Origin of the sequence: Cysteiniphilum litorale, from assembly GCF_003428165.1 — a bacterium.
Taxonomy (GTDB): Bacteria; Pseudomonadota; Gammaproteobacteria; order Francisellales; family Francisellaceae; genus Caedibacter; species Caedibacter litoralis.
In genome coordinates this window covers 61,743-87,979 of record NZ_QLIQ01000007.1, presented here as the reverse complement: position 1 = coordinate 87,979, position 26,237 = coordinate 61,743, and the positions used below count along the sequence as shown (strand labels likewise).

The window sequence follows — 26,237 nt, the reverse complement described above, 5'->3', positions numbered from 1 at the left end:
AAAAACACTCGTGTTAAATAATAAGAAAGTAATTATATTATTAATGGATTCTTTTGGTATTGGCGAAGCTAAAGATGCCAAACTATTTGGTGATCAAGGTGCTGATACCTTGGGGCATATTGTTGATTATCGTGCGCAGTATAAAAGATCGTTAGATTTACCAAATCTTGCCAAACGTGGTTTACAAAAAGCCGCAGAGTTAAGTCGTGCGCGTAAGCTTACGGTTGACTTATCTGAAGAAGAGCCTGTTGTTGAAGCCAAATATGGTTATTGTGTTGAAAATAGCAAAGGCAAAGATACACCCAGTGGGCACTGGGAGATTGCAGGCGTGCCCGTGATGTTTGATTGGCATTATTTTACACAAAGTCACCATGAGGGTGATGAAGATGCATCGGTATTTCCTAAAGCATTTATTGATGAATGGCTAAAGCGCAGTGAGTTAATTCAAGGTGTGATTGATGCCGGTCATGCGTCAGGTACTGAAGTGCTTAAGACTCATGGTGTTGAGCATTGTTTGACGGAAAAGCCAATTATTTATACCTCAGCAGATAGCGTGTTTCAGGTTGCAGCGCATGAGGAGTATTTTGGTTTAGAGCGCCTACTTAAGATATGTAAGATTGCACGTGAGCTTCTGGATGAAATGGGATTAGTGGTGGGTCGCGTGATCGCACGTCCCTTTATTGGTGAATCAGCAAATGAGTATGCGCGCACTGGAAATCGCAAAGATTATTCGGTGTTGCCGCCTGAGGCTACCTTGCTTGATAAATTAAAAGAAGCCGGTAGTGAAGTAATTTCAATTGGTAAGATTGCCGATATTTATGCTAATCAAGGAATCACACAAAGTATTAAAGCCACAGGGCTGACAGAATTGTTCGATGTAACACTATCAACTTATCAAAGTGCTGAGCCTAATTCGCTTATTTTTACAAACTTTGTCGATTTTGACTCAAGTTTTGGTCATCGCCGTGATATTGAGGGCTATGCCAAAGCATTGGAGTATTTTGACTCACGCCTGCCCGAGCTTGATCAACTACTAGATGATGACACGATAGTTATTATTGCTGCTGATCATGGTTGTGACCCAAGCTGGCAGGGAACAGATCACACGCGTGAGCATATTCCTTTTTTGGTGTGGAGCAACAATATCACGACTGAATGCATCGGCGAGCGCATGAGTTTTGCTGATATTGGTCAGAGTATTGCCGATTATATGGGAGTAGCACCCTTAAGCTTTGGGCAGTCGATTTTTAAATCAACGGATATGGCACATGTCGATTGATCACAACCAATTAGCAGAAATGGTTTCTCTTATTGATCTGACATCACTGAATAAATCAGACACTCAGGCGAGTATGGATCAATTATTACAAAAGAGTGTTAATCATCTAGGTACAGTCGCTGCAGTTTGTGTTTATCCAGAGTTTATTTCATATATTAAATCTAAAGTGCATTCAGATATTGCGATTGCAACGGTGGTTAATTTCCCTGAAGGTAAGGCATCTCTTGATTCTGTCGTCATGGAAGTTAAAAATGCGATTAAACTCGGTGCTGATGAAATTGATCTAGTCATTCCCTATACGGAGTATCTTGAAAATGGTTCATCGCTAGATGCGATAAATATGGTAAAAGCGGCAAAAGAGCTATGCCATGATCGTAGGTTAAAGGTGATTATAGAGTCTGGTGAATTATCACCTGAGCTTATCCAGATCATCAGTCGCGATATGATTAATGCCCAAGCAGACTTTATTAAAACCTCAACAGGTAAAACAGCCATTGGTGCAACGCTAGAAGCGGCTAAGATTATTCTGCAGGAAATTGCCTTATCAGATCGTGCAGTTGGCTTTAAAGCATCAGGTGGTATTAGAAGTTATACTGAAGCGCTTGAGTATATTCAATTGGCGCGTTCAATATGTGGTGACCATTATATCAATAAACAGCATTTTCGCTTTGGTGTTAGCGGTTTATTAGATAAATTATTAAACCTTGAGCCAAGCACAAGCAGTTATTAGAGATGAAAGAAAATAGACAGAATAATCAAAATAAACAAAGTAATGAAAGAGCACAGTTTATTGTCATTGAAGGCTTAGAAGGAGCGGGTAAAAGTACTGCTATTGAGTTTATTCGTGAAATATTAGCACAAAAAAAAATTGAGTCCGTTTTTACGCGTGAGCCAGGTGGTACTTTTCTAGCTGAAAAGATACGTAAGCTTCTGATTACGCCATATGAGGAAGAAGCGCTGTGTCCTGAAGCTGAGCTGCTTCTTATGTACGCAACACGTATGCAGCATGTTGAAAGGTTGATAAAACCGACACTTAATAGTGGTAAATGGGTAGTGAGTGATCGCTTTAACTGGTCAAGCTTGGCTTATCAAGGAGGTGGTAGAGAGATTGGGTTTGATAAGGTAAAACAGTTAAATGATTTGTTGCTATCATCTTTTCGCCCAGATTTAACGATTTACTTGGATATTGACCCTGAGCTTGGACTTCAGCGTGCGAGATCAAGAAATGCGCTTGATCGTATTGAACGGGAAAAAATCGAGTTTTTTAATCGTGCGCGTGAGATATTTTTAAAGCTTGTTAAAGAAAATCCGCAAACAAGTGTTTTGATTAATGCTAATAATACCATTGAACAAGTTCAAGCACAGTTAACCGAAGTATTTTTAAAATTCATTAAGTAGCTTCAAACAATTAATGGCTATGCTTTACTGCTAGCAGCAGTAACTTGATGTAATGCGCCTTCAGGAATATCCAAAGTGGTTGTTGGGAAAGCAATTTGTGCGCCATTTTTTTCAATGATCTCGCCAATTTTTAGCATGATTTCATCTTGAAGCGCTTGGAACTTAACCCAATTGGTGGTTTTGGTAAAGGTATAAATCATAAAATTAATCGAGTATGAACCAAAAACACCCTCAATATTTGTGCCCATATTGGTGTTACCATTGACGATGCAAACCAAGTTTGTACACTTTTGATCGATGGCAGGGTGTTTTTTTAGCATGTCGCGAGCGTCTTGCAAGATCTGATGTACCTTGGTGAAGTCCTGATAACGCACACCAATATATTGCAAAATCCGGCGATTTGTCATGCGTGACGCATTGACAACAGCCGTGGTTAGAAAAGTTGCATTGGGTACGTAAATAGGGCGCTTATCAAAGCCACGAATAATCGTAAGGCGAAAGCTTATCTTCTCAACGGTTCCTTCTATCCCGCCGCCAACTGTGTAAATCCAATCGCCTACGGCAAAAGGTCGATCAAGATAAAGAACGGTACCACCAAAGAGATTCTTAATAAGTTCTTGTTGCGTAATTGCAAAAAAACCTGTGACCACAGTAGCCATACCGGCTAAGGCGACAATCGGGATATCAAGCGCACCGAGAATGCTGAAAAACAGTAAAATGATAATGATTGCTTGAGAAGCCTTATAAACCGTTTCAATCATGCTAAAGTCATTGTAGCCACCATCAGTACGTGTGTTTTTTTCAATAAACAATTTACGCATGCCGCGGGCAAAGCGCATTAAAATCCAGGCAACGCAAAGGACAACTAAAACCTTGACTGCCATGTTGGCAATATTTAGCATGGCTTGAACTTGTTTGCCTTGCCAGTCAATCAGTTGCGTTAAAATAATCCATAATCCTATGATCCATGTGATATAACGAATGGGACGATTAACCGCTTGATAAAATATACGTAAATACGGCGACTTTTTGGCAAGACTCTTATCAAAGATGGCAAGTACAATGCGAATAACTACATTGATTAGTAAAATAGCGACAATCACAATCGCAGCATGAACATATTCAGCATAATTTTTACTAAGATCTAAATATTGTGTAATAGGATCCATAAGTTGTTAATAATATTTTGCAATGATCATTATTCTAGGGAAAATCATAAGAAGTTCAAGGTAGCGAGTGCTTTAATAATAAATGTTAAAAAGCCTGCTGAAAGTGCTGCCAGCGGTTATTGAAGCTGTTGTCATCGCAATAACTATCATTATTAAAAACATCGAGTATTTCATCCATAACAGTAAACTCATTGCATAACAAAGCGATATCTCCTCCAGCATCAAAGAACCTCTGACAATTCTCTAGTGGATGCTTAGCAGTCTGTGTTGCTGCAGCCATGCCAAAGTCATCGCTAAAGATGATACCCTTGAAGCCAGTCTTTTGGCGAAGATAAGTCGTAAGCCAAAACTTCGATTGTGAAGCAATCTCAGTGTCTATTTGTGGATAAGATAGATGAGCAACCATAATGCTATCGGCTTTATGTTCATTAATAAGCGTGATAAATGGCAGTAAATCGGTTTGTTCAATGTCACTTAAGATTCGATGATCAATAACGCTTTCAGTATGAGAGTCAGCAGCTAAACTGCCATGCCCTGGGAAGTGTTTTAAAACGCTCGGTAAGCTATATTGATGCATAGTGTCAATATACTGTCTGGTATAATGTATGACTTCATCTGCATTCTCAGCAAAAGCGCGTGTGTTAATCACGCGACTGTCTTTTGAATATAAGTCAACCACGGGGGTGAAGCTAAAGTCAATACCATGATGTTTCAACTCATTGGCAAGTGTGGCAACATGTTGTTTAAGTTGTGTTTTATCATTTGCTTGTGCAATTTCATAGAGTGAGGGTAGTGGTGTGAACTGATCGCTTTTAAAGCGCTGAACGCGTCCACCTTCTTGATCAACACAAATAACAAGATCATGGCGGCATGATTTAATGGCTGCGGTTAATTGCTTTAGCTGCTTAGAATTTATGAAATTGCGACTAAATAAAATCACGCCAATCACATGTTTGTTTTGTAAACGGTTGATGTCGTGAGTGCTTAATTCAGTCGACTCAACACCAATAATAAAACGAGCCGTGATTGAGTTACTATGCATTTTGTTGCTCAGCAGATTGCTGTTGTGTAACGTCATTTTGTTGCAATGTCGTCGGTGCTACAGTATTAGCTGTGTCAGTATTTACGGCTGCTGACGCGCCTGTAGTATTAGATGTCATTACACTATTAGTAGTTGTGTTAGATGTTGCTGCGTTTGGTGTTGCAGTAGCATTACTTGTTTGATCGTTCATCGAAGATGAGATTGCTTGTCTTTCTTGTTCAGTCGATTGAGAGACAACTGGCGCACTTAAAGTAACGACACTTTGCTTTAGCGCATTGGCTTTTTGCTGCTGATAAAGTGTGTAAACCGTATGAGCCAGTAGAGCAATCAAAATCAAAATGACTAAGCGATTAAGATAATCAAAGGGTTTCATTTTGCCTTTGCGTGAGCGTTTATAATCCAAATAATCAATTTTATTTAACATGCTCACAATTTTGCGCTCAGGCATACCAAGGCACTCGCCATATTTACGATAATAGTTTTTAAGCGATTGCGTCGGTAACTCTAGTGAGAATAGATCATCTGTATCTTCTAGCATTTGAATGGTTTGTGCGGTGAAGCTCATTTTGCTTGCGACACCATCGACGGTTAATTGTTGTTGTTCACGTAAATGCTTAAGTTGCTGCTGGAAACTATTCATTGGTAATTAATGCTAGATTTATTGCGACTGCGCTAAAGTATATACGCACAGCAATGCATTTTACAGTATTTATTGCACCGCTTTGTATCTGAGGTAGCGTTACTTGAGTGACTTTTCATTTGATTTATGACTTAATTTGTATGCTCTTATCATTTGTTCATTTGTAATAAAAACAGTACACTGGCGACTTGAAAAATTTGATCAATTGAAAACAAAAATAAAAAGGGTAAGAAATGATTCCAACACCTCATATTGAAGCAAAAAACAAAGGTGACTTTGCTAAGACCGTCATTATGCCAGGAGACCCATTGCGCGCTAAGCTGATTGCTGAGACGTATCTTAAGGATATTAAGCAAGTCAATAGTGTGCGTAATATGCTTGGCTTTACGGGAACTTATAAGGGCAAAAAATTAACGATTATGGCGCATGGCATGGGCATTCCAAGTGCAGGAATATATACGGCAGAATTATTTAATAATTATGATGTTGATCAGATTATTCGTATTGGTTCGTGTGGCTCTTATGTGCCTGAGATCAAGGTATATGATGTGCTATTAGTTACCGAAAGCTATTGCGAGTCGGATTATATCGAGATTGTGACCGGTGAAAAAACAAGAGTAGCAACCCCTGATGCGAATTTAACGGCACATATTGCAAAAACGGCAGATAGTTTGAGCTTGCCTGTGACACAGGCAAAAGTGCACTGTACCGATGTGTTTTACCGCAAAAACTTTGATGATTATATCAAGATTCATAGTGAACATGGTTGTAAAGCCGTGGAAATGGAAACTGTCGCAATTTTTGCTAATGCCAAAGCTTATGGTAAAAAAGCAGCTTGTCTTTTGACGGTTTCTGATTCATTAGTGACAAAGGAAGTAACAAGTAGTCAAGAGCGCCAAAATTCATTTACCAAAATGATTGAAATTGCTTTGGCAAGTGCCTAATTTCAGTTATTTACACATAAATTTTCTTTCTCGCATTTTCTAAAAAACCAACTATTCTTACTCGTGCAGGTTCGCATATATGAAAACAAGGAGAATAGTGATGAAATGTTGCAAACAGTCAGGTTCCATTGTTGGCTGTCTAGTCATCGGAATTATATTAGTTATCTTAAGCATTGTGCTGATTATTGGTGCGTTTAGTTGGTTTCCTCCGGCGCATAGTCTTTACGATTTAAGTGAATCCGTTATAACTGGCATGTTGGGTTGTGCAAGTTTAATTATTGGTGCAATCTTCATAGTGGTCGGGATTGTACTTAATAAAGTTGAGAAAAATAACCAGTAATTTTTATTCATTGTTTATTATTCAAGCTAAGGCTGAGTGTTCACTTACAAGTACTCACCGTACCCTGAGCGTAAGTCGAAGGGTAAGCTTGGGAAATCACATTTCATAAAGGCTTCGACTCACGCTCAGCCAACGTTTGGACAATCAAAGTGGGATGGAATATGGTTATAGCCATTATTCATTATGCCGACATAGCTCAGTTGGTAGAGCAATTGATTCGTAACCAATAGGTCAGCAGTTCGATTCTGCTTGTCGGCACCATTTTGATTTTTCTGCAAAAACTTCTTGAGCATCTTACTGTTAAGGATTATGTTATAACGTATTAATACATTATGAAGTGTGAATGGTATTTTTATGGTGAATATTAAACAAGCCGAGCAATCTGATATTGATGCACTTTTTCATGCATTATCATTGCTAGAAAGTAGTGAGGAGGTTGCGAAACTTTTCGAGGATTTATGCACGCCTGCGGAGATTTCAGCGATGGCAGATCGTTGGCGCGCGGTTCAGGAGATCAAAAATGATAAATCTTATCGACAGATTTATGCTGAAACCGGTGTAAGTGTGACCACAGTGGCAAGAATTGCGCGTTGTATCACACATGGCGCTGGTGGGTATAATTTGATGTATGACAAAGTAGAGAGTGCAAAAGAGAAAAGTAAGTAAAAGAGGTAGACCATATGCGTGTCAGTGTTGGCTGAGCGTCAGTCGAAGCCTTATGTGTGTTCATGTTGGCTGAGCGTTAGTCGAAGCCTTTATATATGGGTTGTTTCTGTTCCTACCCACTTCGGTATATGCTCAGGGTACGTGAGCATATGTACCCTTCGACTTACGCTCAGGGTACGTGAGTATATAAACCCTTTGATTGATGCTCAGGGTACGTGAGCACTTTTTTAGGTAGAAACTGGTCATTATGACTATTGAAAAAGAGAAAAATTAAAATAAAAGGTAAATTAAATGAGTAGTGGGCAAAATAAGCGATTACGCATTGCAGTACAGAAAAAAGGGCGACTAAACACAGAGTCAATGGCGCTGTTTGAGAAAATCGGCATTAAAGTGCAATTGTCAAAAAGTGGACTTTATTGTCATGCAATTGATGTGCCGGTTGATTTTTTATTTGTGCGTGATGACGATATCCCTACTTTAGTTAATGATGGCTTTTGCGATGTTGGTATTATTGGGCAGAATGTGTTGGATGAGTTTTGTTTGACATTAAATGAGAAAAAGCAAAGCAATAATATCACGATAGATAAAGCGCTTGGCTTTGGGGCTTGTCGTTTATCAATTGCTATTGCCAATAGCAAAGCATATAACGATATCAATAGCTTAAAAGCAATGAAAGTTGCGACCTCATATCCTGAGCTATTAATGGAATTTTCACGTCAAAATAATTTGGATTTATCGATTTTAAATATTTCAGGTTCAGTGGAGATCGCACCAAACCTTGGTATGGCTGATGCGATATGTGATTTGGTGTCAACGGGGCGCACATTGGAGGAGAATAATCTCAAAGAAGTCGTTGAAATAATGCAGTCACAGGCATTATTGATTCGTAATAGCCATACACTTGCACCAGAGCTTGAAGTATTCTATCAGCGTTTGATCGATCGAATGAATGGGGTGATGCAAGCCAAAGAAAGTAAATATGTGATGTTTCATGCGCCTAAGTCATCACTTAATGCCATCAATGATATTCTGCCAGGTCACGAAGGGCAGACGATTATCCCTATCGCAGGGGTTGAGGATAAGGTGGCCGTGCATATTGTGACGACGGAAGGTGTATTTTGGAATACGTTGGAACGTTTAAAGCAGGCAGGTGCCAGTGCGATTTTAGTGTTGCCAATTGAAAAAATGTTAGCGTGAGAATGAAAGATGATTAGAACCTATCAAGTCAATATCGATGATAAACCTGCTTGGCAATCTCTTCTTAAGCGTGCGCCACAAGTTAATAGTAATGACTTAAATAAACAAGTTGAAGCGATTATTAATGAAGTAAAATGTAACAAAGACCAAGCACTATTTGACTACACTGCGCGCTTTGATCGCTGTGTGCTTGATGATTTATCTGTAACAGAAGCTGAAATAAAAGAAGCGTATAAGCTAGTTAGCAATAAAGATATTGATTTAATTAAAAGTATTATTGCTAGAGTGCAAAATTACCATGAAATCAATAAACCTAAAAATACCATAGTTGATAGTAATGACGGTGTTTGTTGTCATAAAGTTTTTAGCGCGATTGAGAGCGTTGGTTTATATGTGCCAGGGGGAAGTGCACCATTGATCTCAACCCTTATTATGCTAGCAATTCCAGCAAAAGTAGCTGGATGCAAGAAGGTTAATGTTTGCACACCAGTCAATGTGGCAGGCAAAATTCATCCACTATTATTAGTCGCCGCTGATTTATGTGGTGTTGATGTAATTTATAAAATAGGTGGTGCTCAAGCGATTGCAGCGATGGCGTATGGCACGGAATCAGTCACTAAAGTCAATAAGATCTATGGTCCAGGTAATAGTTGGGTAACCAAAGCTAAAATGCTTGTTGCTGATGATATTGATGGAGCTGCAATTGATATGCCAGCGGGTCCCTCTGAAGTCTTGGTGATTGCTGAGAAGCAAGCAAATGCTCAATTTGTCGCAGCAGATTTACTGGCACAAGCTGAGCATGGTGCTGATTCTCAAGCAATACTTATAACAACCAGTAATGTATTAGCCAATGAGGTAATAGCCGTTATTAACCAACAATTATATACATTAACACGTCACGACATCATCAAAGAAGCATTAGTGCATAGTCGTATTTTGGTGGTTAAGACCTTAGAAGATGCTTTTGTACTTGCTAATAACTACGCGCCTGAGCATTTGATTTTGCAGGTGGGAGATCCTGAAAAGTATATTGATCAAATCCATAATACCGGTGCGGTATTTATGGGGAAATGGGCAGCTGAAGCATTAGGTGATTATGTCACCGGATCAAATCATGTATTGCCAACGTATGGTTATGCTAAGTCATTTAGCGGTTTATCAACGATTGATTTTATGAAAGCAATGAGTGTGCAATATGTCGATGAGAAAGGATTATTAGCTATTGGTGACTTAGCAGCACAATTAGCTGATATTGAGGGCTTAACAGCACATAAACTAGCAGTTGATCTGCGTCTTAAAGCGCTTGAAAATAAAGCGGAGGCGACATGTTTGAGAAGTTGATTCGTCAAGATTTAGCTGAATTTAATGCCTATTCTTCGGCGCGATCTTTAAATCTTAAAGGTAATATTTGGCTTAATGCCAATGAGCTAGCTTATGATTTATCTAATGAAGGCTTTAATCGCTATCCTGAACCGCAACCACAAGAGTTGGTGCATGCTTTGGCGACACTTTACCAAGTTAGTCAAGACGAAATATTGGTAACACGCGGCAGTGATGAGGGCATTGACTTATTGGTTCGATTATTTTGCACCTATCAACAAGATGCGATTATGGCGTTTAAACCAACCTTTGGTATGTATCAGGTGAGTGCGCGGTTACAAGGGGTGGAGTATTTTGAATATGCACTTGATCTTACAAATGAATTTACGCTAGATATTGATGATTTATTAAAAGAGATAAATAAAAAGCCAAATATTAAGCTTGTGTTTATCTGCTCACCGAATAATCCAACCGGAAACTTAATCTCGCTAGAGGGTATTGAAAGGCTATGTCTTACATTAGCAGATAAAAGCATGATTGTTGTTGATGAGGCCTATATTGAATTTAGTGGCGAGCAAAGTGCAGCAAGCTTAATTAAGCAATATGATAATTTAGTCGTTCTTAGAACCTTATCCAAAGCGTATGGTTTGGCGGCAGAACGTGTTGGCTCCGTTATCACTAATGCTCGTTTGGTGAGTTTGATCAAAAAGGTGATTGCACCTTATCCCATCGCACTGTCAGTAGCGCAAAATGCAGTAGCTGCATTGCAAACTGCGCGTTTAGCATTAGTTAAAAGTAAAATGTTTGAAGCAGTTAGAGAACGGACACGTTTATTTCAATATCTGCAAGCATCAAGCTTGGTTAATAAAGTGTATCCCTCACAAGCCAACTTTTTATTAGTACAGTTTAAAGTGGATATATTTAACCAACTATGTCAGTCAGGCATTATCGTCAGATCAATGGCAAAGGTATTTAATGATGAAACGATGTTGCGTATTAGCATAGGGACTGTTGAGGAAGTAAATAAGCTTATTAAGGTATTAGAAAATATAAACACAGGAACTATCGGTGCTAATAATGAAACAGCATAAATATTTATTTATAGATCGCGATGGCACAATTATTATCGAGCCAGAAGATAAACAAATTGATCATATTGATAAGCTTGATTTTTTGCCGGGTGTATTTGATGCGCTCATTACTTTACAACAGGCGGGATTTAAGCTGGTTATGGTTAGTAATCAAGATGGTTTAGGGACTTCTTCTTTTCCAGAGAATGATTTTAATGCACCACATGAGTTGATGTTGAGAGTCCTTAAATCACAAGGGATTATTTTTGAAGACATTCTAATTTGTCCGCATTTTGATAACGATTATTGCGACTGTCGCAAGCCAAAAGTGGGGTTACTCATGTCCTATTTGCGTGATCAGCGTATCAATCGGGATCACAGTTATGTCATAGGCGACAGGTTAACCGATCTTCAATTGGCGGATAATCTAGGGATTAAGGGCATTCAAATTGCAAATGAGAAATATCCTGATTGGTTAACGATTAAAAACCATATTCTTTATACGCCAAGAGTGGCAACGATTACGCGTAAAACACAAGAAACCGACATCACCGTGTCAGTCAACTTGGATCAAGCAGGCAAAATAAATATCCATAGTGGTATTGATTTTCTAGATCATATGCTTGAGCAAGTGGCAAAACATTCAGGCATTAGTATGGATATTCAAGCGCAAGGCGATTTGCATATTGATGATCATCATACGGTTGAGGATATTGCCATTACTTTGGGGCAAGCATTATCTCAAGCCTTGGCTGATAAATTAGGCATACAGCGCTACGGTTTCTTGCTACCCATGGATGAAGCAAGTGCTGAGATCGCTTTAGATTTAAGTGGACGGTTTTATTGTTCATTTGACGCGGATTTTAAGCGTGATAAAGTCGGCGATCTATCGGTTGAGCTCGTTAGTCATTTCTTTTACTCACTGGCAGAGAGCTTAAAGGCAACCTTGCATATTAAACTTAAAGGGCACAACACACATCATATGATTGAGGCAGCCTTTAAAGCCTTAGGTAAAGTCTTAAAGCAAGCAGTGGCAAAGACCTCATTAGATATGCCAAGTACCAAGGGGGTGCTATGATTGCAATTATTGATTGTTGTGGCAGTAACTTTGCCTCAATCCAATATGCGTTAGAGCGCTTGGGACAAAGTGTCGTATTAACGCATGATCATAAAGTTATTCAAGCAGCGGATTATGTGATCTTGCCAGGTGTTGGACATGCTAAAACGGCTATGGAAGCATTAAAGTCACATCAATTAGATCAACTGATTCCAACGCTTACACAGCCGATATTAGGCATTTGTTTAGGAATGCAGTTGCTGCATGAGTTCTCAGAAGAAGGCATGGTTGAGTGTTTAAAAATCATCCCCGGTAGCGTTAAAAGGTTTCAATCAAGTGATGCCTTGATTCCACATATGGGCTGGAATCGTTTATTGATTGATGATATAGCACATAATACCAATGCCTTGTTTTCTGGGATTAATCCTGATGATTATGTCTATTATGTGCACAGCTTTTATGCTGAGCCTACAGCGTTTACTGTAGCATATAACGACTATATTAATCATTTTAGTGCGGTGGTTAATAAAGATAACTTTTATGGTATGCAGTTTCATCCAGAGAAATCAGGTAAAGTGGGTGAGCAACTGTTGAAAAATTTTATTAACTTATCAATGGATAGAAAAAATCTGAAAAATTTAATGATACAAGAGGCTTTAAAATCAATGAAAGATTTTAATGATACAGGATTGGGAATTACAGGAGAAGAAGCAATTCGTTGGTTAAACACTTGGGGAACAGATGCTGAAACTTCTGCCCCAAAGGTAAGAAAAATAGACAAGGGGAGCAAATGAACATTATCCCCGCAATAGACTTAATCAATGGACAGTGTGTGCGTTTACAAAAAGGTGATTTTAATGCCATTACCCAATATACGGTTACACCTGAAGATATGGCAATGAATTATCAACAAAGTGGTGCTAGCTATTTGCATGTTGTTGATTTGGATGGTGCGAAACAAGGTAAACTCAAGCAGCTTGATGTGATCAACCGTATTCGCAATAGTACGACATCAATCATGCAGGTTGGCGGCGGCATTAAGGATGAGGAAACGATCGATAACCTATTGTCAATTGGTGTTGATCGTGTGGTATTAGGCAGTATTGCTGTAAAAGATTATGACCAAACGGTGCGCTTTATTGAGCGCTTTGGTGCAGATAAAATTGTATTAGCACTTGATGTTAATATCGTTAATGGCACACCGATGGTTGCAACACATGGCTGGGTTAATACCAGTGATCAAAGTCTATATAATGTTATTGACTATTATCTAGTATATGGTTTAGAGCATGTGCTATGTACCGACATTAGCAAAGATGGCATGTTACAAGGCGCTAACACACAACTTTATCAAGACTTGGTAGCTAAATATCCAAACATTTCCTTTCAAGCATCTGGTGGTATTGGTGCTTTGGCTGATTTGCACAATCTCAAAAAGACCAAGGTGCAGAATGTAATCGTCGGACGCGCGCTTTATGAAAATAAATTTAGCTTAAATGAGGCTCTAGCATGCTAACAAAACGCATTATTCCATGCTTGGATGTATTAAATGATCAAGTAGTAAAGGGCGTGAAATTTCAGAATCATCGCATTGTCGGTGATATTGTTACACTAGCCAAGCACTATAGTGAGCAAGGAGCCGATGAATTGGTTTTTTACGATATTGCTGCAAGCACGCGTAAGCAGGGTGTGTCACCTAAATGGGTAACAGATATTGCCAAAGCGATTAATATTCCATTTTGTGTCGCAGGTGGCATTCGTAGTGTTGACCAAGCGCGCATTATTTTGAATGCTGGAGCGGATAAAATATCGATTAATTCGCCTGCGTTAGAGCGTCCAGAGCTTATTGATGAATTAGTCGATGCCTTTGGTCAGCAATGTGTTGTTGTGGGTGTTGATAGCAATGAGATGGATGGTGAGTATGTTGTCTGTCAATATACAGGTGATGTTGAAAAAACGCTAAAAACCACACGTAGCACCAAAGATTGGGTAAAGGAAGTTGCCAAGCGAGGTGCCGGTGAGATTGTCGTGAACTGCATGCAACAAGATGGGGTTAAAAATGGCTATGATATTGCGCATTTGGCAGCAATTTCACACATGGTTAATATCCCTGTAATCGCATCAGGGGGTGCCGGGGAAATGAAGCATTTCAATGAAGTATTTCAAAAAACACGGGTATCAGGCGCACTTGCAGCAAGCGTTTTTCATAGTGGTAGTATTGAAATTCGTGAGCTTAAAGCCTATCTCAAAACACATGGTCAAACCATTAGAATGTCGAATTAAGGATAAATGTGGATAATCTTATTTTAAACAAAATTGACTGGCAGAAAATGAATCACTTGGTGCCTGTTGTTGTGCAATGTCGCACCTCTGGCAAGGTGCTGATGTTAGGATTCATGAATGAAGAGGCCTTATCACAGACGATGATTACTGGCTTTGTAACCTTTTACAGTCGCAGTAAACAAAGGCTGTGGCAAAAAGGTGAAACAAGTGGCAATGTTTTGAAGCTTATTGATATCGCTGTAGATTGTGATGGAGATAGTCTTGTTGCGCTAGTTGATGCTGTGGGGCCGACATGTCACAAGGGTAGCGAGAGCTGCTTTGATAAAACCTATGATCATCCATATGGCGTATTGACTCGTCTAGAAAACACCATCAAACAGCGTAAAAAGGATAAACCACAAAATAGTTATGTCACGAGTCTTTTTAAGAGTGGTGTGTCGCGTATTGCGCAAAAGGTCGGTGAAGAAGGTGTTGAAACCGTAATTGCCGCAATGAAGAATGATCTAGATGAGCTTAAAAATGAAAGTGCTGATTTGATCTTTCATTTGCTCGTATTGCTAAGAGAAAAAGAGTTATCTCTGCAGGATGTGATTAATGTTTTACACGCAAGAGAAAGCAACTCGTAATGGTGTATTGTATACGCCCATCATAAAAAATCAAAAAAACAAAACCATTAAGTTTGAGTTAAGTTTAAAAGCTTACACTACAAAACAGCTGGTCGAAGATGTTTTTCCTCTCCTCAACTGTTTTCATATTTCGATCAGCAATATTTACCCCATTTCTAAAGCATTCCCTGATTATTCGTTTATCCATATATTTTGTATTTTTGTGGCTATGATGATTTCCTATAGCAAAGTGCTTTTGCCCAAAGATAGCTAAAGACCCCGATATAAACGCCAGCCAACACATCACTTAGATAATGCTCTGAGCTTAAAATTCGGCTAATGGTGATAATAAGTGCGATGATGATGCATAGCACCGTAAATTTCTTATTTTGTACTAAATAAGCCAAGCCTAGTAATCCTGCAAATCCAAGCGTGGCATGCCCTGATGGGAAGCTATTGAATAAGCGCTTGTGTGACAACCAGTGAAAGCCATATAAACCCTCTTGTAAGAATAGCTCAGGACGATAGCGTGCCAGCGTTAGTTTTAGTACTGTTGCAGCAGCAATAGAGATAAACAAACTCATGGTCCATGCCAATAAACGTGGATTGAGTTTGTCGCGTGTTTTTTGCCATATACAGATAATCACAAGAATGATGAAAAGAACAAACCAGTTATTAGGGTCAAAAATAAAAGAGAGAATATTTGAGAGTTTAATTAAGATATTATGCTGCAGCTGTTCACTAATTGATGTCACGAGTAAACGATCAAAATAGATATAACTTATTGCACATATGATCAACGTAACAATGCCATAGATTAGGGTGATTTTTATAAGTTTTTTGAAGTTATTGGTCATGTTGAGTTAATTCCTTATGAAGCTATTTAACCCCAAGTTCAATCAAGCGCTCATCCAAGAAGACATCAGCTGTTGGGTATTTGTCTGATAAATAAACATCAGCTTTAGCATGCATAAAACAAGGTGTTGACATGCGATCAACGCCTTGTGCTTCACCTTCAGGTTTGACCACGCGATGCTTGGTAGCAATGTATTCAAAGTTGGTCATTTCTTGCAGCATATCACCAATGTTGATGATGATAGATTGCGGTTTACAAGGCACTTCATACCATTTATCTTCTTTATGTGAGTACACTTCTAAGCCAGGTGAAGAGGCAACGGGTAAAAGGGTGATTAAATTAATATCCTCATGCGCTGCAGCACGTATGGCGCCTGGTTCCTCATCACCTTTGATCGCAGGGTAATGCAATACGCGAAACAACGTGCGATCAAATGATAAGGCTTCGACTAATGGCATATGCAGTTTCTTAGAAGTCTCTGGATCCATATGATCATCGATCCATTGCAGTAATGTTTTACCTAGTTCAAAAAGTTTGTCAAAAAGCTCACGTGCTTTATTAGAGACTTCTTTAGGATAGCGACCATTTGGAAAATATAAATGGAAATAGTGTTTGATATCACGTGCGGTCTCACCCTTGGCTGTTTCTGAGATATCCATTGGGAAGTAACCATCTTGGGTTCTCTTATCGTAATAGTAATTATGTGCGGCTTTTGAGTTAATAAACTCACGCCACTCACTATAAACATCTTCGATAAGTTGCCAGTCGATAGGATGTATTTCCAGTACCCCAAAGCCTGTTTGTTTCAACGAGTCGGTAAAGCGCTTTGGTGCATTATCTGCGTAGTAATCAACACTTAAAATTTCCATTAAAAATACCTGCTTTATTGATTTAATATGACGTTGGCATGCTAGATTGCAATGCGAACTCTGTCAAGGAGAGAAGCCGTTATACTTGGCAGGTGGCAATAAGTTTTGATCAAATGTCAATTTCTTTTAGGTTTTTTAGAAAAAATTTGATAGAATGCTGCAAAATTTCGACATCTGTATTTATCAAATCGTGCTGATTGATGCTTGAACTTGTCAGGTAATCAAAAGGTATTGAGATGTAAGATATATAAACAAAAGGGTATATAAAACGATGGCATTAGAACATTTGCTGCATCCGACAACAGTGAATAATCTCGAGAAAAATGATAAAGAAGCAAAGATTATTTTAGAACCTTTAGAGCGTGGTTTTGGCTACACGCTTGGATTCTCATTAAAGCAGATTTTAGCTAATGCATTGGCAGGGGCTGCGTTAACACGTGTTAAGTTCAATGATGGTGATGATCTATCTGCTCAATTGCCAACGGCTGAAACAATTGAAGAGATTTTACTTAATTTGCAAGCAATTGAGTTTAAGCTTTCACCTGAACATAAAACAGCTGAGATTGCGATTAAACTCTCAGGTAAGGCAAAAGATATTTATGCGGCAGATTTAACGGTTTCTGAAGGCTTAGAGATCTTAAATCCTGATGTTTATATTTGCCAATATGAAGGTAAAGAAAAACTATCAATCGACGGGCAAATTAATTTAGGTGTCGGTTATGTTGCTGCAGAGCAAGCATTTGCTGATGGCTGGTTTATGTTAGATGCGTCTTATTCACCGATTGTAAGTTGCACATACAATGTTGAAAATGCGCGTGTTGCCCAAAAAACTGACTTAGATAAATTAATCCTTGAGATCAAAACAGATGGTAGTTTAACACCGTCTGAGGCATTGAGTTTGGCAGCACAAAAAATTCAAACACAAATGTCAAATATCGTTGATGAAGCAGAGTTGGCAGAGCGTCTATATGTTGAGGAAGAACCACAAATCGATCCATTCTTATTGAAAACAGTCGAAGAGTTGGATTTAACAGTGCGTTCAGCAAATTGCTTAAAATCAGAGAACATTCGTTATATTGGTGAATTAGTGCAGCGCACTGAGTCTGAACTGATGAAAACACCTAACTTTGGACGCAAATCGTTAAATGAAATCAAAGAAAAGCTTTCTTCTTATGGTTACTCATTAGGTACTATCGTTGATGATTGGCCAAAAGAGTTGATCTAAAACAAACATTGGCTGAGCGTTAGTCGAAGCCTAAATTCATTTAATTTTATTTTTTTATATCGTTAGCTGTGGTAATTTAAAGACACCTTAAATCTAAAAAATCACCACATGTCGTCATTAGTTCAACCCAATCTTTTCTCACGTAAGCTTTTTAAGGGCTGGTTCTTTTTCTCATTAGCGGGTATTTTCTTTTTGTATGAGTTTTTTTGTCGTGCTTCATTTGGCTCGATGAATACTGTTTTTGCCCATGACCTTCATTTAGATGCATTAACCGTCAGCAGTATTTCATCGGCGTATTTTTTGGCATATTCTTTAATGCAACTGCCGGTAGGAATACTCATTGATCATTTTGGCGTGCGCAAGGTTGGTACTTTTGCCATTATTGTTACCGCGCTTGGTGCTTTGCTATTTAGCTTTGCAACCACAGCAGCTGTCGCTTGGATTGGGCGTTTTGCCATAGGCTTGGGATCTGCATTTGCTTTTGCGATGATGTTTAAGATCATTCTCGATTGGTTTCCGCATCAGCATTTAGGTGTTATGGGTGGTATGACGCAAATACTTGGAATGATTGGTCCTATTCTAGCGGGTGCCCCTTTTGTACTAATGCTTGTTGTGACCGATAATGACTGGCGATTAATCTTCCATGGTGTATTTATTGCCGGATGTGTTTTGGCGTTGTTTTTCTTTTTATTTGTTAGAGATAAATCTAAACGTCAAGTAGATAAGATAGAATTAAATACCAAGAGTACATTAACAGTTAAGCAAAAACTTGTGATGTTAATTAAAATTAAACAGGTGTGGTTAATCGCGATCTTTGCTTTTTTTGTTTATCCGGCGGTTGAAGTCATTGGTTCAATGAGTGGTGTTGGTTATTTGGAGCATTATTTTAGCCAAACGATATCCGCAAGTACAGTATCATTCGTCTGGCTTGGGCTAGGTCTAGGTAGTCCACTCGTTGGACTACTATCAGATAGATTAGGTAGGCGCAAACACGTGCTTTTAGGCTGCGCTGTATTTGGTGTCGTTATTAGTTTGCTACTTAATTGGCTAGCGATTGATAGCTATGTGATATTTTCAATTTTAATGTTTTTGCTTGGGGTTGCAGCAGGTGCGCAAACCTTATCTTTTGCCATTATGATTGAGAATGTTCCCGCCTCATTAACGGCAACTGCTGTGGGGTTTAATAATATGTTTGTGCTATTAGGGGCTTGGGCTGCGCAAAACGTCACAGGCATCGTGCTTAATCAGTTTGCTATGAGTGGCGAGAATATCAGTGTTCATGGTTATCAGGTCGCACTTACTATTGGTTGCACTGTGTTTTTTGCCATTGCGTTTGTTATTGGGTTATTAACAATTAAAGAGACGTATTGCAAACGTTTGCCGACTTTGCAGGAATAAAGCTTAAGATCACGGCAATAATTAGCCCAATTAAGATAGGCAATAGTGCCGTTTGAAATCCACCTAAGGTGTTAGCGTTACACTGATAAGCTGATTGATACCAGCTTAAAATCCAACCGATTAAAGGTTGCAGTATCGGACCACCTAGTCCAATAATGACCATGTTGGTAAAGCCCATTGCCATACCTTGAGCATCAGGATGAGATAGTTTCTCAATCGAGGCAAAGGGTAGAATATAAGCACCAGAACCAAAGCCAAGTAGAAAAAGCAAAATATTGCCAAGATAAAAAGGAATTGCGATATATAAAATGATAATAAAGCTAATCAGTGCGAGCACGCTAAATAGTTGCATAACATGAATACAGCGAATTTTATTAGCAAGCCAACCACTAGATGCCGCCCCAAATGCCGCACCAATAAAAATCAGTGCGGTAGCATGTGATGCATGACTGCTTTGCTCAGGGTAAAGCACTTGGATAAAGCCAATACTCCAAAGAGAGGCAAAGGCGCTGATAATGGTGAAAATCAAGCCGCCAAATAAGCTATAACGCCATACGTCACTATTCTTCAATAATGTCACAAAATGCTTTAAGGTATGTGTTTGACAGTTGTCTTGTTTTTGTGATTCACAGCATTCATGCGTATTTCCCTTGACGAAAATTAAAATCAAGGCAGCAAGCACTAAACCAATAACAGCGCAGATAATCATCGCGGTTCGCCAACCATAACCATTTATCGCATGTTCTAGAAAGTAATCGCCAGCAGCACCGCCTAGCATGCCCATCATTTCAATCAGACCTGCGACAATAGTGAATCTCTTGGGAAACCAGCGTGCAGCAAGATACATCGCACATGCAACGCCTGGTGCGCTTGCAATACCCATGATAATCCGCGAGATATTCGCAGTGGCAAAGCCTTCAGAAAAAGCAAAACCTAATGTGCTTAGACCTAAGATAAGTGCGCCAATAAATAAGGTTTTCTTAGGTCCAATTTTATCAATGATAAAGCCAGAGGGAATTTGCAAAAGAATATAAGGGTAAAAAAAAGCAGAAGATAAAAAGCCGATTTCAGTGAGGTTAATGCATAAATCACGCATTAATGTTGGCACCATTAAACTGGTTGAGCCTTGCAGCAGGAATTGATAGAGCACAAAAAAGCCGCCAAGAAAGCAAATCCAAGCGGCAAGTATATTTCGTTGTCTGATCATAAGTTTATCGCTAGCGCATTTTTTTCATTTTTTTAATGTGCCTTTTATACTGAAAAACAGATCAAATGTCGAAGAGTGTTTTAAGTTTTCATTAAATGTTGTTGCTTACACGAGATTCTTATTAACTAGTTCGGCAAGTTGATAGGTGATTACATAATAAGCTTGCTCGTCGGTGATATGGAACTGGGGATCTTGCATATTGTTATTTATGTTTTGTGAAAGCATCGTTGATAAGGTAACCATTAAGCGTGCAAACACGTTATTGTCCTGAGTGTCTTTAATGTTATTGTAATCTGATGCTAATGGAATATTTTTTTGACCTTCGGCTGTTGAGATTAAAAGAAAGTTCAGCGCATTTTTAGTGTCATTAAAGCCAGATTTCTGCAGGGCATTGTGTACCATATCTTTTACTTGATCAGGAATTAATTTAATCTCAATGGTCTTGCCCAAAAACTTAAAGCTGTAGCTTAAATTTAGGAAATCATTAATAGCAATATCAATATCGTTAGTTGCTTCAGATAGCTTTTGAACTTTTGCGTTACTTTGTACGTTCTGCAAAGCAGAAACAACCATGTTTTTATTGATAGAATAAACTGCTTCAACTGCCATATCACGAGCTTGATAATAGCTATTAAAGGCATCTGTTGGAATGCTATAAGCTAGAGTGTTTAGCTTGACATAAAAGTCTTTGGTTTCATCAATGCTTTTGCCTTTTTGCAAAACATTAACGCCGTTAACAGTCAGGTAATTTAATAAGTAATTAAACTCATAGGCTTTGTGCTCCCCTGATTCACCATTTAGGAAGGTAACACGATGGTCCCAAGCTGCCTGTAGCTCAGTGTATGCTTGTGTTAGCGCCTGATCCATCTTGTCAAGCATCGGATAATTATTAACAACTGCTTTTAACGCGTTGGAAAAAGCAGCAAGATTATCTGACATGTTATGTAGATCTTGAGATGTGTTAAAAGCATTATATTGTGGTGCTGTTATTGAAACTAAATTGGCAGTATTGACAACGGCAGCAATATAGTTGTTTGCTTTGGCATTTTGCACTAATTTTTTAAGTTGTTGAATGTTTTCAGTACCTTCTTGATCTGAAAAGCTTACATCGTTGACGTGTGTAACTGCTTTCGCAACATCATTAGGTATGACATTTTTTGTTGCAAAAGCTGTTGTTGATAACATAAAGCTGCTAGCAATTATTAAACTTAATTTTTTCATTTTCTTCTCCGTGTGTTTGTGTTGCAGGGAGAAATTTACTGTTTTTTGATCAGCTATGGAAATTAGTATTCCTAATAGGGGTATTAGTTTTTTAAATAACTAGGACTTTTGCGCTAAAATCCTGTGCGTATTTAGGCTTTGCTTGTGTATAATGCATTTACCTTTTTCCAAGTAAAGTAGTCATGAAATTTAATAAAATCACTGCATGTACACTTGCAATTTTAAGTATTAGTACCTTGGCAGGGTGCGCATCAACCAGTAATTTCTTCCGTAACCGTGATTTTGATTATGCGCGTCAACCCGTTGAACAAAACAAGCCGCTTGAAGTACCAAAATCAGTTTCAACGGATCCTAACATTCATCTAGCACTTGTGATTCCTGAAGGGCAAACAAGCTTTACTAAGAATCAATTATCTCAGGCGCAAAATGCGATGTTACCACCTAATTTCGCATCGAATTATGATGTGAGTGCAGTTGAGCAAAAGCAGCTTTATGTTGTCACAACGAAATTAAACTATGATAAAGATAACCAAGCTAAATTAGTCATTTACGAACCACACGCGGTGACATGGATGATTGTGGAATCGGCATTAAAAGATAAACTGCCTAATGTGACACTTGAAAAAACAGACAAAGATAATAATCGCTTTGTGGTTAAAGACAAAGCTTCTGGCGAGTCTTACTATGTGTTTATCGCACAGGTTAAAAATGAATTTAGACGCGCTGAGTTATCTTTGTTTAATATGGATGAAAAACCTGCGGTCACGAAGGAAGCAAGTAGCATCGTTGAGCAAATCCAAAAATCAATAGAAGGTCAAAAAGTCACTGAGGAAACTTTAGTCAATGCGCAGTTTGGTTTTATCAATAGCGAGAATGGCTTAAAGTTCCAGCTTTATACCAAGGATAAAGTTGTCTCTGTTGTCTTTGTTGGTGATGAAGCGCTAGCAAGAAAGACCTTGGAGAGTGCATTAAAAGCAGCAGGCTATAAATACGTTGCCTATGATGCTAAAGAGCAGACGATTCTATTTGAAGATAACAAAGATCAAAGCTACTTGTTGTATTTGTATCCATATACACAAAATGGCTCGATTTTTAGTGATATGAGTAATTGGCGTAACTTCTTTAGAGAAGAGCAAAAACAATTAAGAGTTTCATTGTTTGATACCAAACAAGTATTAATTCCAGTGGATAAGGCAAAGCCGATTTTATCTGCGATTGCATCACATATCCCACTTAAATAACTAGAAAGTAATAAAAGGATAATGAAATGGTTAAAGAGTTGATTTACCAAGGAAAAGCCAAGTCCGTTTACCAGAGTGATAATGCCGATCATGTTATTATTGAGTATCGTGATGATGCCACAGCATTTAATGGTGTTAAAAAAGAAGCGCTGAAAGATAAAGGACGTGTTAATAATCTTTTTAATGCTTATATTATGCAAAAGCTTGAACAAAAGGGTGTGAAAACACATTTTATCAAAACGCTAAATGATAATAAAAGTTTGATGAAACGCCTTGAAATGATCCCTGTTGAGTGTGTGGTGCGCAATTATGCAGCTGGTGGAATTTGTAAACGCTTAGGTCTTGAAAAAGGCATGAAATTTGATAAACCGGTGTTTGAATTCTTTTTAAAGGATGATGCGTTGGGTGATCCAATGATTAATACATCGCATATTTTAAGCTTTAACTGGGCAACCGCATCAGAAATTAAGTTTATGCGCGAAGCCACTTTCAAAGTCAATGATATTTTATCGAGCGTTTTTGATGAAGCTGGATTGTTATTAGTTGACTATAAGCTAGAGTTTGGACGTTTTAAAAATGAGATCCTATTAGGGGATGAGTTTAGTCCAGATGGCTGTAGATTGTGGGATAAAGAAACAAAAGAAGTGTTTGATAAAGATCGTTTTCGCCAAGATCTCGGTGATGTGATTGGTCACTATAAAACGGTTGCTAAACGTATTGGCTTGGTTTTATAAGCTTTTTCAATCATCAAATTTTTTATTTTCACGCTCATAAGAAATTTCAACTAACTTATCATTAACAAATTTAAGTTTGGTTTTATTCTCGATGGAAGCCGTGGCTTCAGGTGTTTTATAATATAGCGATGTGCTGTTATGTTTCTTAGAGCTTCTGGTAGAACTAGCCTCACCACAGGCTTTAGTGACTTCAGCTTGAGTCTGTCCTAAGTTCAATACGTTCCCATTACAGTTTAATTGAATGGTTGGCGTGGATGTGGGTGCTTTGCTGTCTGTGGCAGCGTAAGTGCTGGTGCCAATAAAGAGCAAGCTCGCTGGGATAAGTAACAAAAAAGACGATTTCTTCATAAGTATTCTCCTTAGTTGATAAATTATGCGAGGCACTCTTAAGCGTAGAATATCATTTTAATTCGTCAAGATTTTATTGTAAGGAAGTCCCAATATTGAGCATTGTTGATATGCATAATCAGTAATCAGCTGACCAAAAAATTGCAAGCGCCAACCACTATTTAGTTTATTGCTACCCATGTGTTGAGGGTTAATAAGCTTTTGATAGAGAAAGTGCTTGAGCTCCTGCTTTGATGAAACTAATGCTATTGGCAATTGCTGTTTCTCAGCGATTTCAGCAAGGTATTCAAAGCACAACCGTAAGAGCTCTTTGTTGATTTTAATTCGTGTGCGCTCAATCAAACTCATATCATATTGAGTATTTGCTACATGTAATAGCTGGATAAGCTCAGCGCCAAAACGCTGTACTTTCTTATGTGATAGAATATGTTTTTCGGCAATAGTTTGCAAATCTATAGGATTTAACTTAGCTAGGTTGACGAGCTCTTGATCTGAAAGTACATAACGCGTTACCCAATTCCTACTTTGTGCATACGCTTCGCGCCAAATTGATAATTGGATTAAATGTGTGCGACCAGATACACTTAGACGAGCAAGATGATGCTTGAATTTTAAGGGAGCATCTTGTGTGTTATTAAAATGCATCTTTTGGATAAATTGCATTTCTTCTTCAAAAGCCTTCAACCATGATGTTTGTTTAAGCTTATCTGTTAGTAGTTTTTGACATTGAATTAAAGAGATAACATCAGACGTGGCATAGGCTATTTGCGCGCTAGATAAAGGGCGCTTACGCCAGTCAGACATCTTCTCATCTTTATTTAAATCATCAAACCCTAAATGATTTAGCGTGTTACTAAGTGACAATTGATGATCATGTCCTAGAAATGCCATGGCAATTTGCGTATCGAATATACTATTAAACTCACAATCTAAGTAATGTCTCAAGATTTTGATATCATTCTCGGCTGCATGCATGATTTTAAGTGTGTGCTTACTTGTAAAGAGTGGGTTAAGTAGTTGTAAGTTAATTTCAGCTGATAAAGCATCAATCAGATAGATATGATCGGTTGTTGCGATTTGGATAAGGCATAACTCAGGATAATAGGTATTACGCCAATAAAATTCAGTATCTAGTGCGATCATTGATTCTGCCATCAATAGCGGCATAATGCGTTGTAAATCATTGCTATTTGTAATCATTGAGGGTGACTGTCATCTTACAAATGCTTTATCTTACAAACAAAAGTTAGAAATACAAGTAAAATAAGCTCAAATTGCTACAGCAACATTGGAAGTTTTACGCTATACTATGGTCAAAATCTCACAAGTGAGTATGCGTATTGATCAGTGTGGTCTTTGAGCTTTTGACGCAAAACGTTTAAGCTAAAGCATAAAGTAGATAGGCGTATTTCCTTAAGAGGTGACCTAAAACATGGGAGCAAGGTAATGATAAGAGTGCTTTTGGTTGATGATCATGATTTGGTAAGATTAGGGATTAAGAAGCTGTTAAGTGATGTCAATAATATTGAGATTGTTGGTGAAGCAGCCAGTGGTGAGGAAGCGATTACGCTAACTTCTAAACTGTTACCTGATGTCATTTTGATGGATGTTAAAATGCCTGGTATGGGCGGCTTGGAGGCGACCAAACGCATTGCCAAGACTTATCCGCAGATTAAAATTTTGGTTGTGACTGTTTATGGTGAGGAGCCTTATCCAACACGTGTATTACAAGCAGGCGCTTCTGGCTATATGACTAAAGGGGTTAGCATTGATGAGATGATTCAAGCGATCAAAACAGTGTATGCCGGAAGACGTTATTTGTCACCTGAGGTTGCCCAGCAACTTGCTTTAAAGCACTTAACGCATGATGATGAGTCACCGTTTGATGTATTATCAGAGCGGGAAATGCAAGTGTTAATCATGATCACAAGCGGTCAGAAGGTCAATGAAGTGGCAGATCAGCTGTGTTTAAGTCCAAAGACGGTTAATAGTTATCGCTATCGTTTGTTTGAGAAACTAGGTATTGATAGTGACGTTGAATTAACGCATATGGCGATTAGACATAAACTGATTGATCTTGAGAGCAACAAAGAATAATACTTTTTAATTTATTCCTATCTATAAAAAA

At 38.4% G+C, this 26,237-nt stretch carries 28 protein-coding genes and 1 tRNA gene; 20 read left to right on the top strand and 9 right to left on the bottom strand.

Translation table 11 applies throughout. The features are described 5' to 3' along the window. Window positions 1–10: 10 nt before the first annotated feature. From DNJ75_RS04685 to tmk, 3 genes are read left to right on the top strand one after another with little or no spacing between them, the layout of a single operon-like run. Window positions 11–1,279 carry a phosphopentomutase gene (locus DNJ75_RS04685; RefSeq protein WP_117002026.1) on the top strand — a complete coding sequence of 423 codons (1,269 nt, stop codon included), beginning with the start codon at window positions 11–13 and terminating at the stop codon, window positions 1,277–1,279. Then, window positions 1,269–2,009 carry a deoxyribose-phosphate aldolase gene (gene deoC / locus DNJ75_RS04680; protein ID WP_117002025.1) on the top strand — a complete coding sequence of 247 codons (741 nt, stop codon included), beginning with the start codon at window positions 1,269–1,271 and terminating at the stop codon, window positions 2,007–2,009. The genes DNJ75_RS04685 and deoC overlap by 11 nt, the downstream gene beginning before the upstream one ends. Window positions 2,010–2,011: 2 nt before the next feature. Beyond that, window positions 2,012–2,677 (top strand): dTMP kinase, encoded by a 666-nt coding sequence (gene tmk / locus DNJ75_RS04675; RefSeq protein ID WP_117002024.1) that lies wholly within the window; start codon window positions 2,012–2,014, stop codon window positions 2,675–2,677. A gap of 17 nt (window positions 2,678–2,694) precedes the next feature. On the opposite strand, the gene DNJ75_RS04670 is transcribed toward tmk, so the two are convergent. The 3 genes from DNJ75_RS04670 to DNJ75_RS04660 all read right to left on the bottom strand — a co-directional run bounded on the left by DNJ75_RS04670 (window position 2,695) and on the right by DNJ75_RS04660 (window position 5,528). Next, window positions 2,695–3,846: a mechanosensitive ion channel family protein gene (locus DNJ75_RS04670; protein ID WP_117002023.1), complete on the bottom strand. Its 1,152-nt coding sequence runs from the start codon at window positions 3,844–3,846 to the stop codon at window positions 2,695–2,697. 85 nt (window positions 3,847–3,931) lie between these two features. Continuing rightward, entirely contained in the window at window positions 3,932–4,888 is a 957-nt protein-coding gene (gene nagZ / locus DNJ75_RS04665) for a beta-N-acetylhexosaminidase (protein ID WP_157968204.1), read from the bottom strand. Further along, window positions 4,881–5,528, bottom strand: coding sequence for a helix-turn-helix domain-containing protein (locus DNJ75_RS04660; RefSeq protein ID WP_117002021.1), 648 nt, complete (start codon window positions 5,526–5,528; stop codon window positions 4,881–4,883). The genes nagZ and DNJ75_RS04660 overlap by 8 nt, the downstream gene beginning before the upstream one ends. Window positions 5,529–5,761: 233 nt before the next feature. Here DNJ75_RS04660 and deoD point away from each other — a divergent pair, with 233 nt between their 5' ends. The 12 genes from deoD (at window position 5,762) to hisIE (ending at window position 15,031) form a co-directional block, all read left to right on the top strand. Continuing rightward, a complete protein-coding gene (deoD, locus tag DNJ75_RS04655) occupies window positions 5,762–6,472 on the top strand; it encodes a purine-nucleoside phosphorylase (protein ID WP_117002020.1) in 711 nt (236 codons plus the stop codon). 100 nt (window positions 6,473–6,572) lie between these two features. Then, window positions 6,573–6,812 carry a hypothetical protein gene (locus tag DNJ75_RS04650; RefSeq protein WP_117002019.1) on the top strand — a complete coding sequence of 80 codons (240 nt, stop codon included), beginning with the start codon at window positions 6,573–6,575 and terminating at the stop codon, window positions 6,810–6,812. 185 nt (window positions 6,813–6,997) lie between these two features. Further along, window positions 6,998–7,073, top strand: a tRNA-Thr gene (locus tag DNJ75_RS04645). A 93-nt stretch (window positions 7,074–7,166) separates the two neighbouring features. After that, window positions 7,167–7,478 carry a YerC/YecD family TrpR-related protein gene (locus DNJ75_RS04640; protein WP_117002048.1) on the top strand — a complete coding sequence of 104 codons (312 nt, stop codon included), beginning with the start codon at window positions 7,167–7,169 and terminating at the stop codon, window positions 7,476–7,478. Between the two features lie 291 nt (window positions 7,479–7,769). Beyond that, window positions 7,770–8,675: an ATP phosphoribosyltransferase gene (gene hisG / locus DNJ75_RS04635; RefSeq protein WP_117002018.1), complete on the top strand. Its 906-nt coding sequence runs from the start codon at window positions 7,770–7,772 to the stop codon at window positions 8,673–8,675. Between the two features lie 9 nt (window positions 8,676–8,684). Next, entirely contained in the window at window positions 8,685–10,016 is a 1,332-nt protein-coding gene (hisD, locus tag DNJ75_RS04630; RefSeq protein WP_117002017.1) for a histidinol dehydrogenase, read from the top strand. Beyond that, window positions 10,001–11,086 (top strand): histidinol-phosphate transaminase, encoded by a 1,086-nt coding sequence (gene hisC / locus DNJ75_RS04625; protein WP_117002016.1) that lies wholly within the window; start codon window positions 10,001–10,003, stop codon window positions 11,084–11,086. Before hisD ends, hisC begins: the two co-directional genes overlap by 16 nt. Next, complete coding sequence (hisB, locus tag DNJ75_RS04620) at window positions 11,073–12,143, top strand: bifunctional histidinol-phosphatase/imidazoleglycerol-phosphate dehydratase HisB (protein ID WP_117002015.1); 1,071 nt, start codon at window positions 11,073–11,075, stop codon at window positions 12,141–12,143. Before hisC ends, hisB begins: the two co-directional genes overlap by 14 nt. Further along, window positions 12,140–12,916, top strand: a complete 777-nt coding sequence (gene hisH, locus DNJ75_RS04615; protein ID WP_117002014.1) for an imidazole glycerol phosphate synthase subunit HisH — start codon at window positions 12,140–12,142, stop codon at window positions 12,914–12,916. Before hisB ends, hisH begins: the two co-directional genes overlap by 4 nt. After that, complete coding sequence (gene hisA, locus DNJ75_RS04610; protein WP_117002013.1) at window positions 12,913–13,638, top strand: 1-(5-phosphoribosyl)-5-[(5-phosphoribosylamino)methylideneamino]imidazole-4-carboxamide isomerase; 726 nt, start codon at window positions 12,913–12,915, stop codon at window positions 13,636–13,638. The genes hisH and hisA overlap by 4 nt, the downstream gene beginning before the upstream one ends. Beyond that, on the top strand, window positions 13,632–14,405 hold the full coding sequence (hisF, locus tag DNJ75_RS04605) for an imidazole glycerol phosphate synthase subunit HisF (RefSeq protein WP_117002012.1): 774 nt from the start codon (window positions 13,632–13,634) through the stop codon (window positions 14,403–14,405). Before hisA ends, hisF begins: the two co-directional genes overlap by 7 nt. Before the next feature lie 8 nt (window positions 14,406–14,413). Next, window positions 14,414–15,031 carry a bifunctional phosphoribosyl-AMP cyclohydrolase/phosphoribosyl-ATP diphosphatase HisIE gene (gene hisIE, locus DNJ75_RS04600; protein ID WP_117002011.1) on the top strand — a complete coding sequence of 206 codons (618 nt, stop codon included), beginning with the start codon at window positions 14,414–14,416 and terminating at the stop codon, window positions 15,029–15,031. 206 nt (window positions 15,032–15,237) lie between these two features. Here hisIE and DNJ75_RS04595 read toward each other — a convergent pair whose 3' ends face one another. Beyond that, on the bottom strand, window positions 15,238–15,867 hold the full coding sequence (locus DNJ75_RS04595; protein ID WP_117002010.1) for a phosphatase PAP2 family protein: 630 nt from the start codon (window positions 15,865–15,867) through the stop codon (window positions 15,238–15,240). A 22-nt stretch (window positions 15,868–15,889) separates the two neighbouring features. Next, window positions 15,890–16,735, bottom strand: a complete 846-nt coding sequence (locus DNJ75_RS04590) for a 2OG-Fe(II) oxygenase family protein (RefSeq protein ID WP_117002009.1) — start codon at window positions 16,733–16,735, stop codon at window positions 15,890–15,892. 271 nt (window positions 16,736–17,006) lie between these two features. Here DNJ75_RS04590 and DNJ75_RS04585 point away from each other — a divergent pair, with 271 nt between their 5' ends. Continuing rightward, complete coding sequence (locus DNJ75_RS04585; protein WP_117002008.1) at window positions 17,007–17,960, top strand: DNA-directed RNA polymerase subunit alpha; 954 nt, start codon at window positions 17,007–17,009, stop codon at window positions 17,958–17,960. A 108-nt stretch (window positions 17,961–18,068) separates the two neighbouring features. After that, complete coding sequence (locus DNJ75_RS04580; protein ID WP_117002007.1) at window positions 18,069–19,358, top strand: MFS transporter; 1,290 nt, start codon at window positions 18,069–18,071, stop codon at window positions 19,356–19,358. On the opposite strand, the gene DNJ75_RS04575 is transcribed toward DNJ75_RS04580, so the two are convergent. Next, on the bottom strand, window positions 19,315–20,565 hold the full coding sequence (locus tag DNJ75_RS04575) for an MFS transporter (RefSeq protein WP_117002006.1): 1,251 nt from the start codon (window positions 20,563–20,565) through the stop codon (window positions 19,315–19,317). The genes DNJ75_RS04580 and DNJ75_RS04575 overlap by 44 nt on opposite strands. A gap of 105 nt (window positions 20,566–20,670) precedes the next feature. Beyond that, complete coding sequence (locus DNJ75_RS04570; RefSeq protein ID WP_117002005.1) at window positions 20,671–21,786, bottom strand: hypothetical protein; 1,116 nt, start codon at window positions 21,784–21,786, stop codon at window positions 20,671–20,673. Window positions 21,787–21,968: 182 nt separating this feature from the next. Between DNJ75_RS04570 and DNJ75_RS04565 the strand changes: the two genes are divergently transcribed. Further along, on the top strand, window positions 21,969–23,027 hold the full coding sequence (locus tag DNJ75_RS04565; protein WP_117002004.1) for a hypothetical protein: 1,059 nt from the start codon (window positions 21,969–21,971) through the stop codon (window positions 23,025–23,027). Window positions 23,028–23,053: 26 nt separating this feature from the next. After that, the gene (purC, locus tag DNJ75_RS04560) at window positions 23,054–23,761 is read left to right on the top strand and encodes a phosphoribosylaminoimidazolesuccinocarboxamide synthase (RefSeq protein ID WP_117002003.1); all 708 of its coding nucleotides are present in this window, start codon (window positions 23,054–23,056) and stop codon (window positions 23,759–23,761) included. Between the two features lie 6 nt (window positions 23,762–23,767). Here purC and DNJ75_RS04555 read toward each other — a convergent pair whose 3' ends face one another. Together DNJ75_RS04555 and DNJ75_RS04550 are read right to left on the bottom strand one after the other, a co-directional pair. Continuing rightward, a complete protein-coding gene (locus tag DNJ75_RS04555; RefSeq protein ID WP_117002002.1) occupies window positions 23,768–24,109 on the bottom strand; it encodes a DUF2845 domain-containing protein in 342 nt (113 codons plus the stop codon). Window positions 24,110–24,166: 57 nt separating this feature from the next. Beyond that, window positions 24,167–25,309 (bottom strand): ribonuclease D, encoded by a 1,143-nt coding sequence (locus DNJ75_RS04550; RefSeq protein ID WP_117002001.1) that lies wholly within the window; start codon window positions 25,307–25,309, stop codon window positions 24,167–24,169. Between the two features lie 246 nt (window positions 25,310–25,555). On the opposite strand from DNJ75_RS04550, the gene uvrY reads away from it, so the two are divergent. After that, window positions 25,556–26,206 carry a UvrY/SirA/GacA family response regulator transcription factor gene (uvrY, locus tag DNJ75_RS04545; RefSeq protein WP_117002000.1) on the top strand — a complete coding sequence of 217 codons (651 nt, stop codon included), beginning with the start codon at window positions 25,556–25,558 and terminating at the stop codon, window positions 26,204–26,206. Window positions 26,207–26,237: the final 31 nt, after the last annotated feature.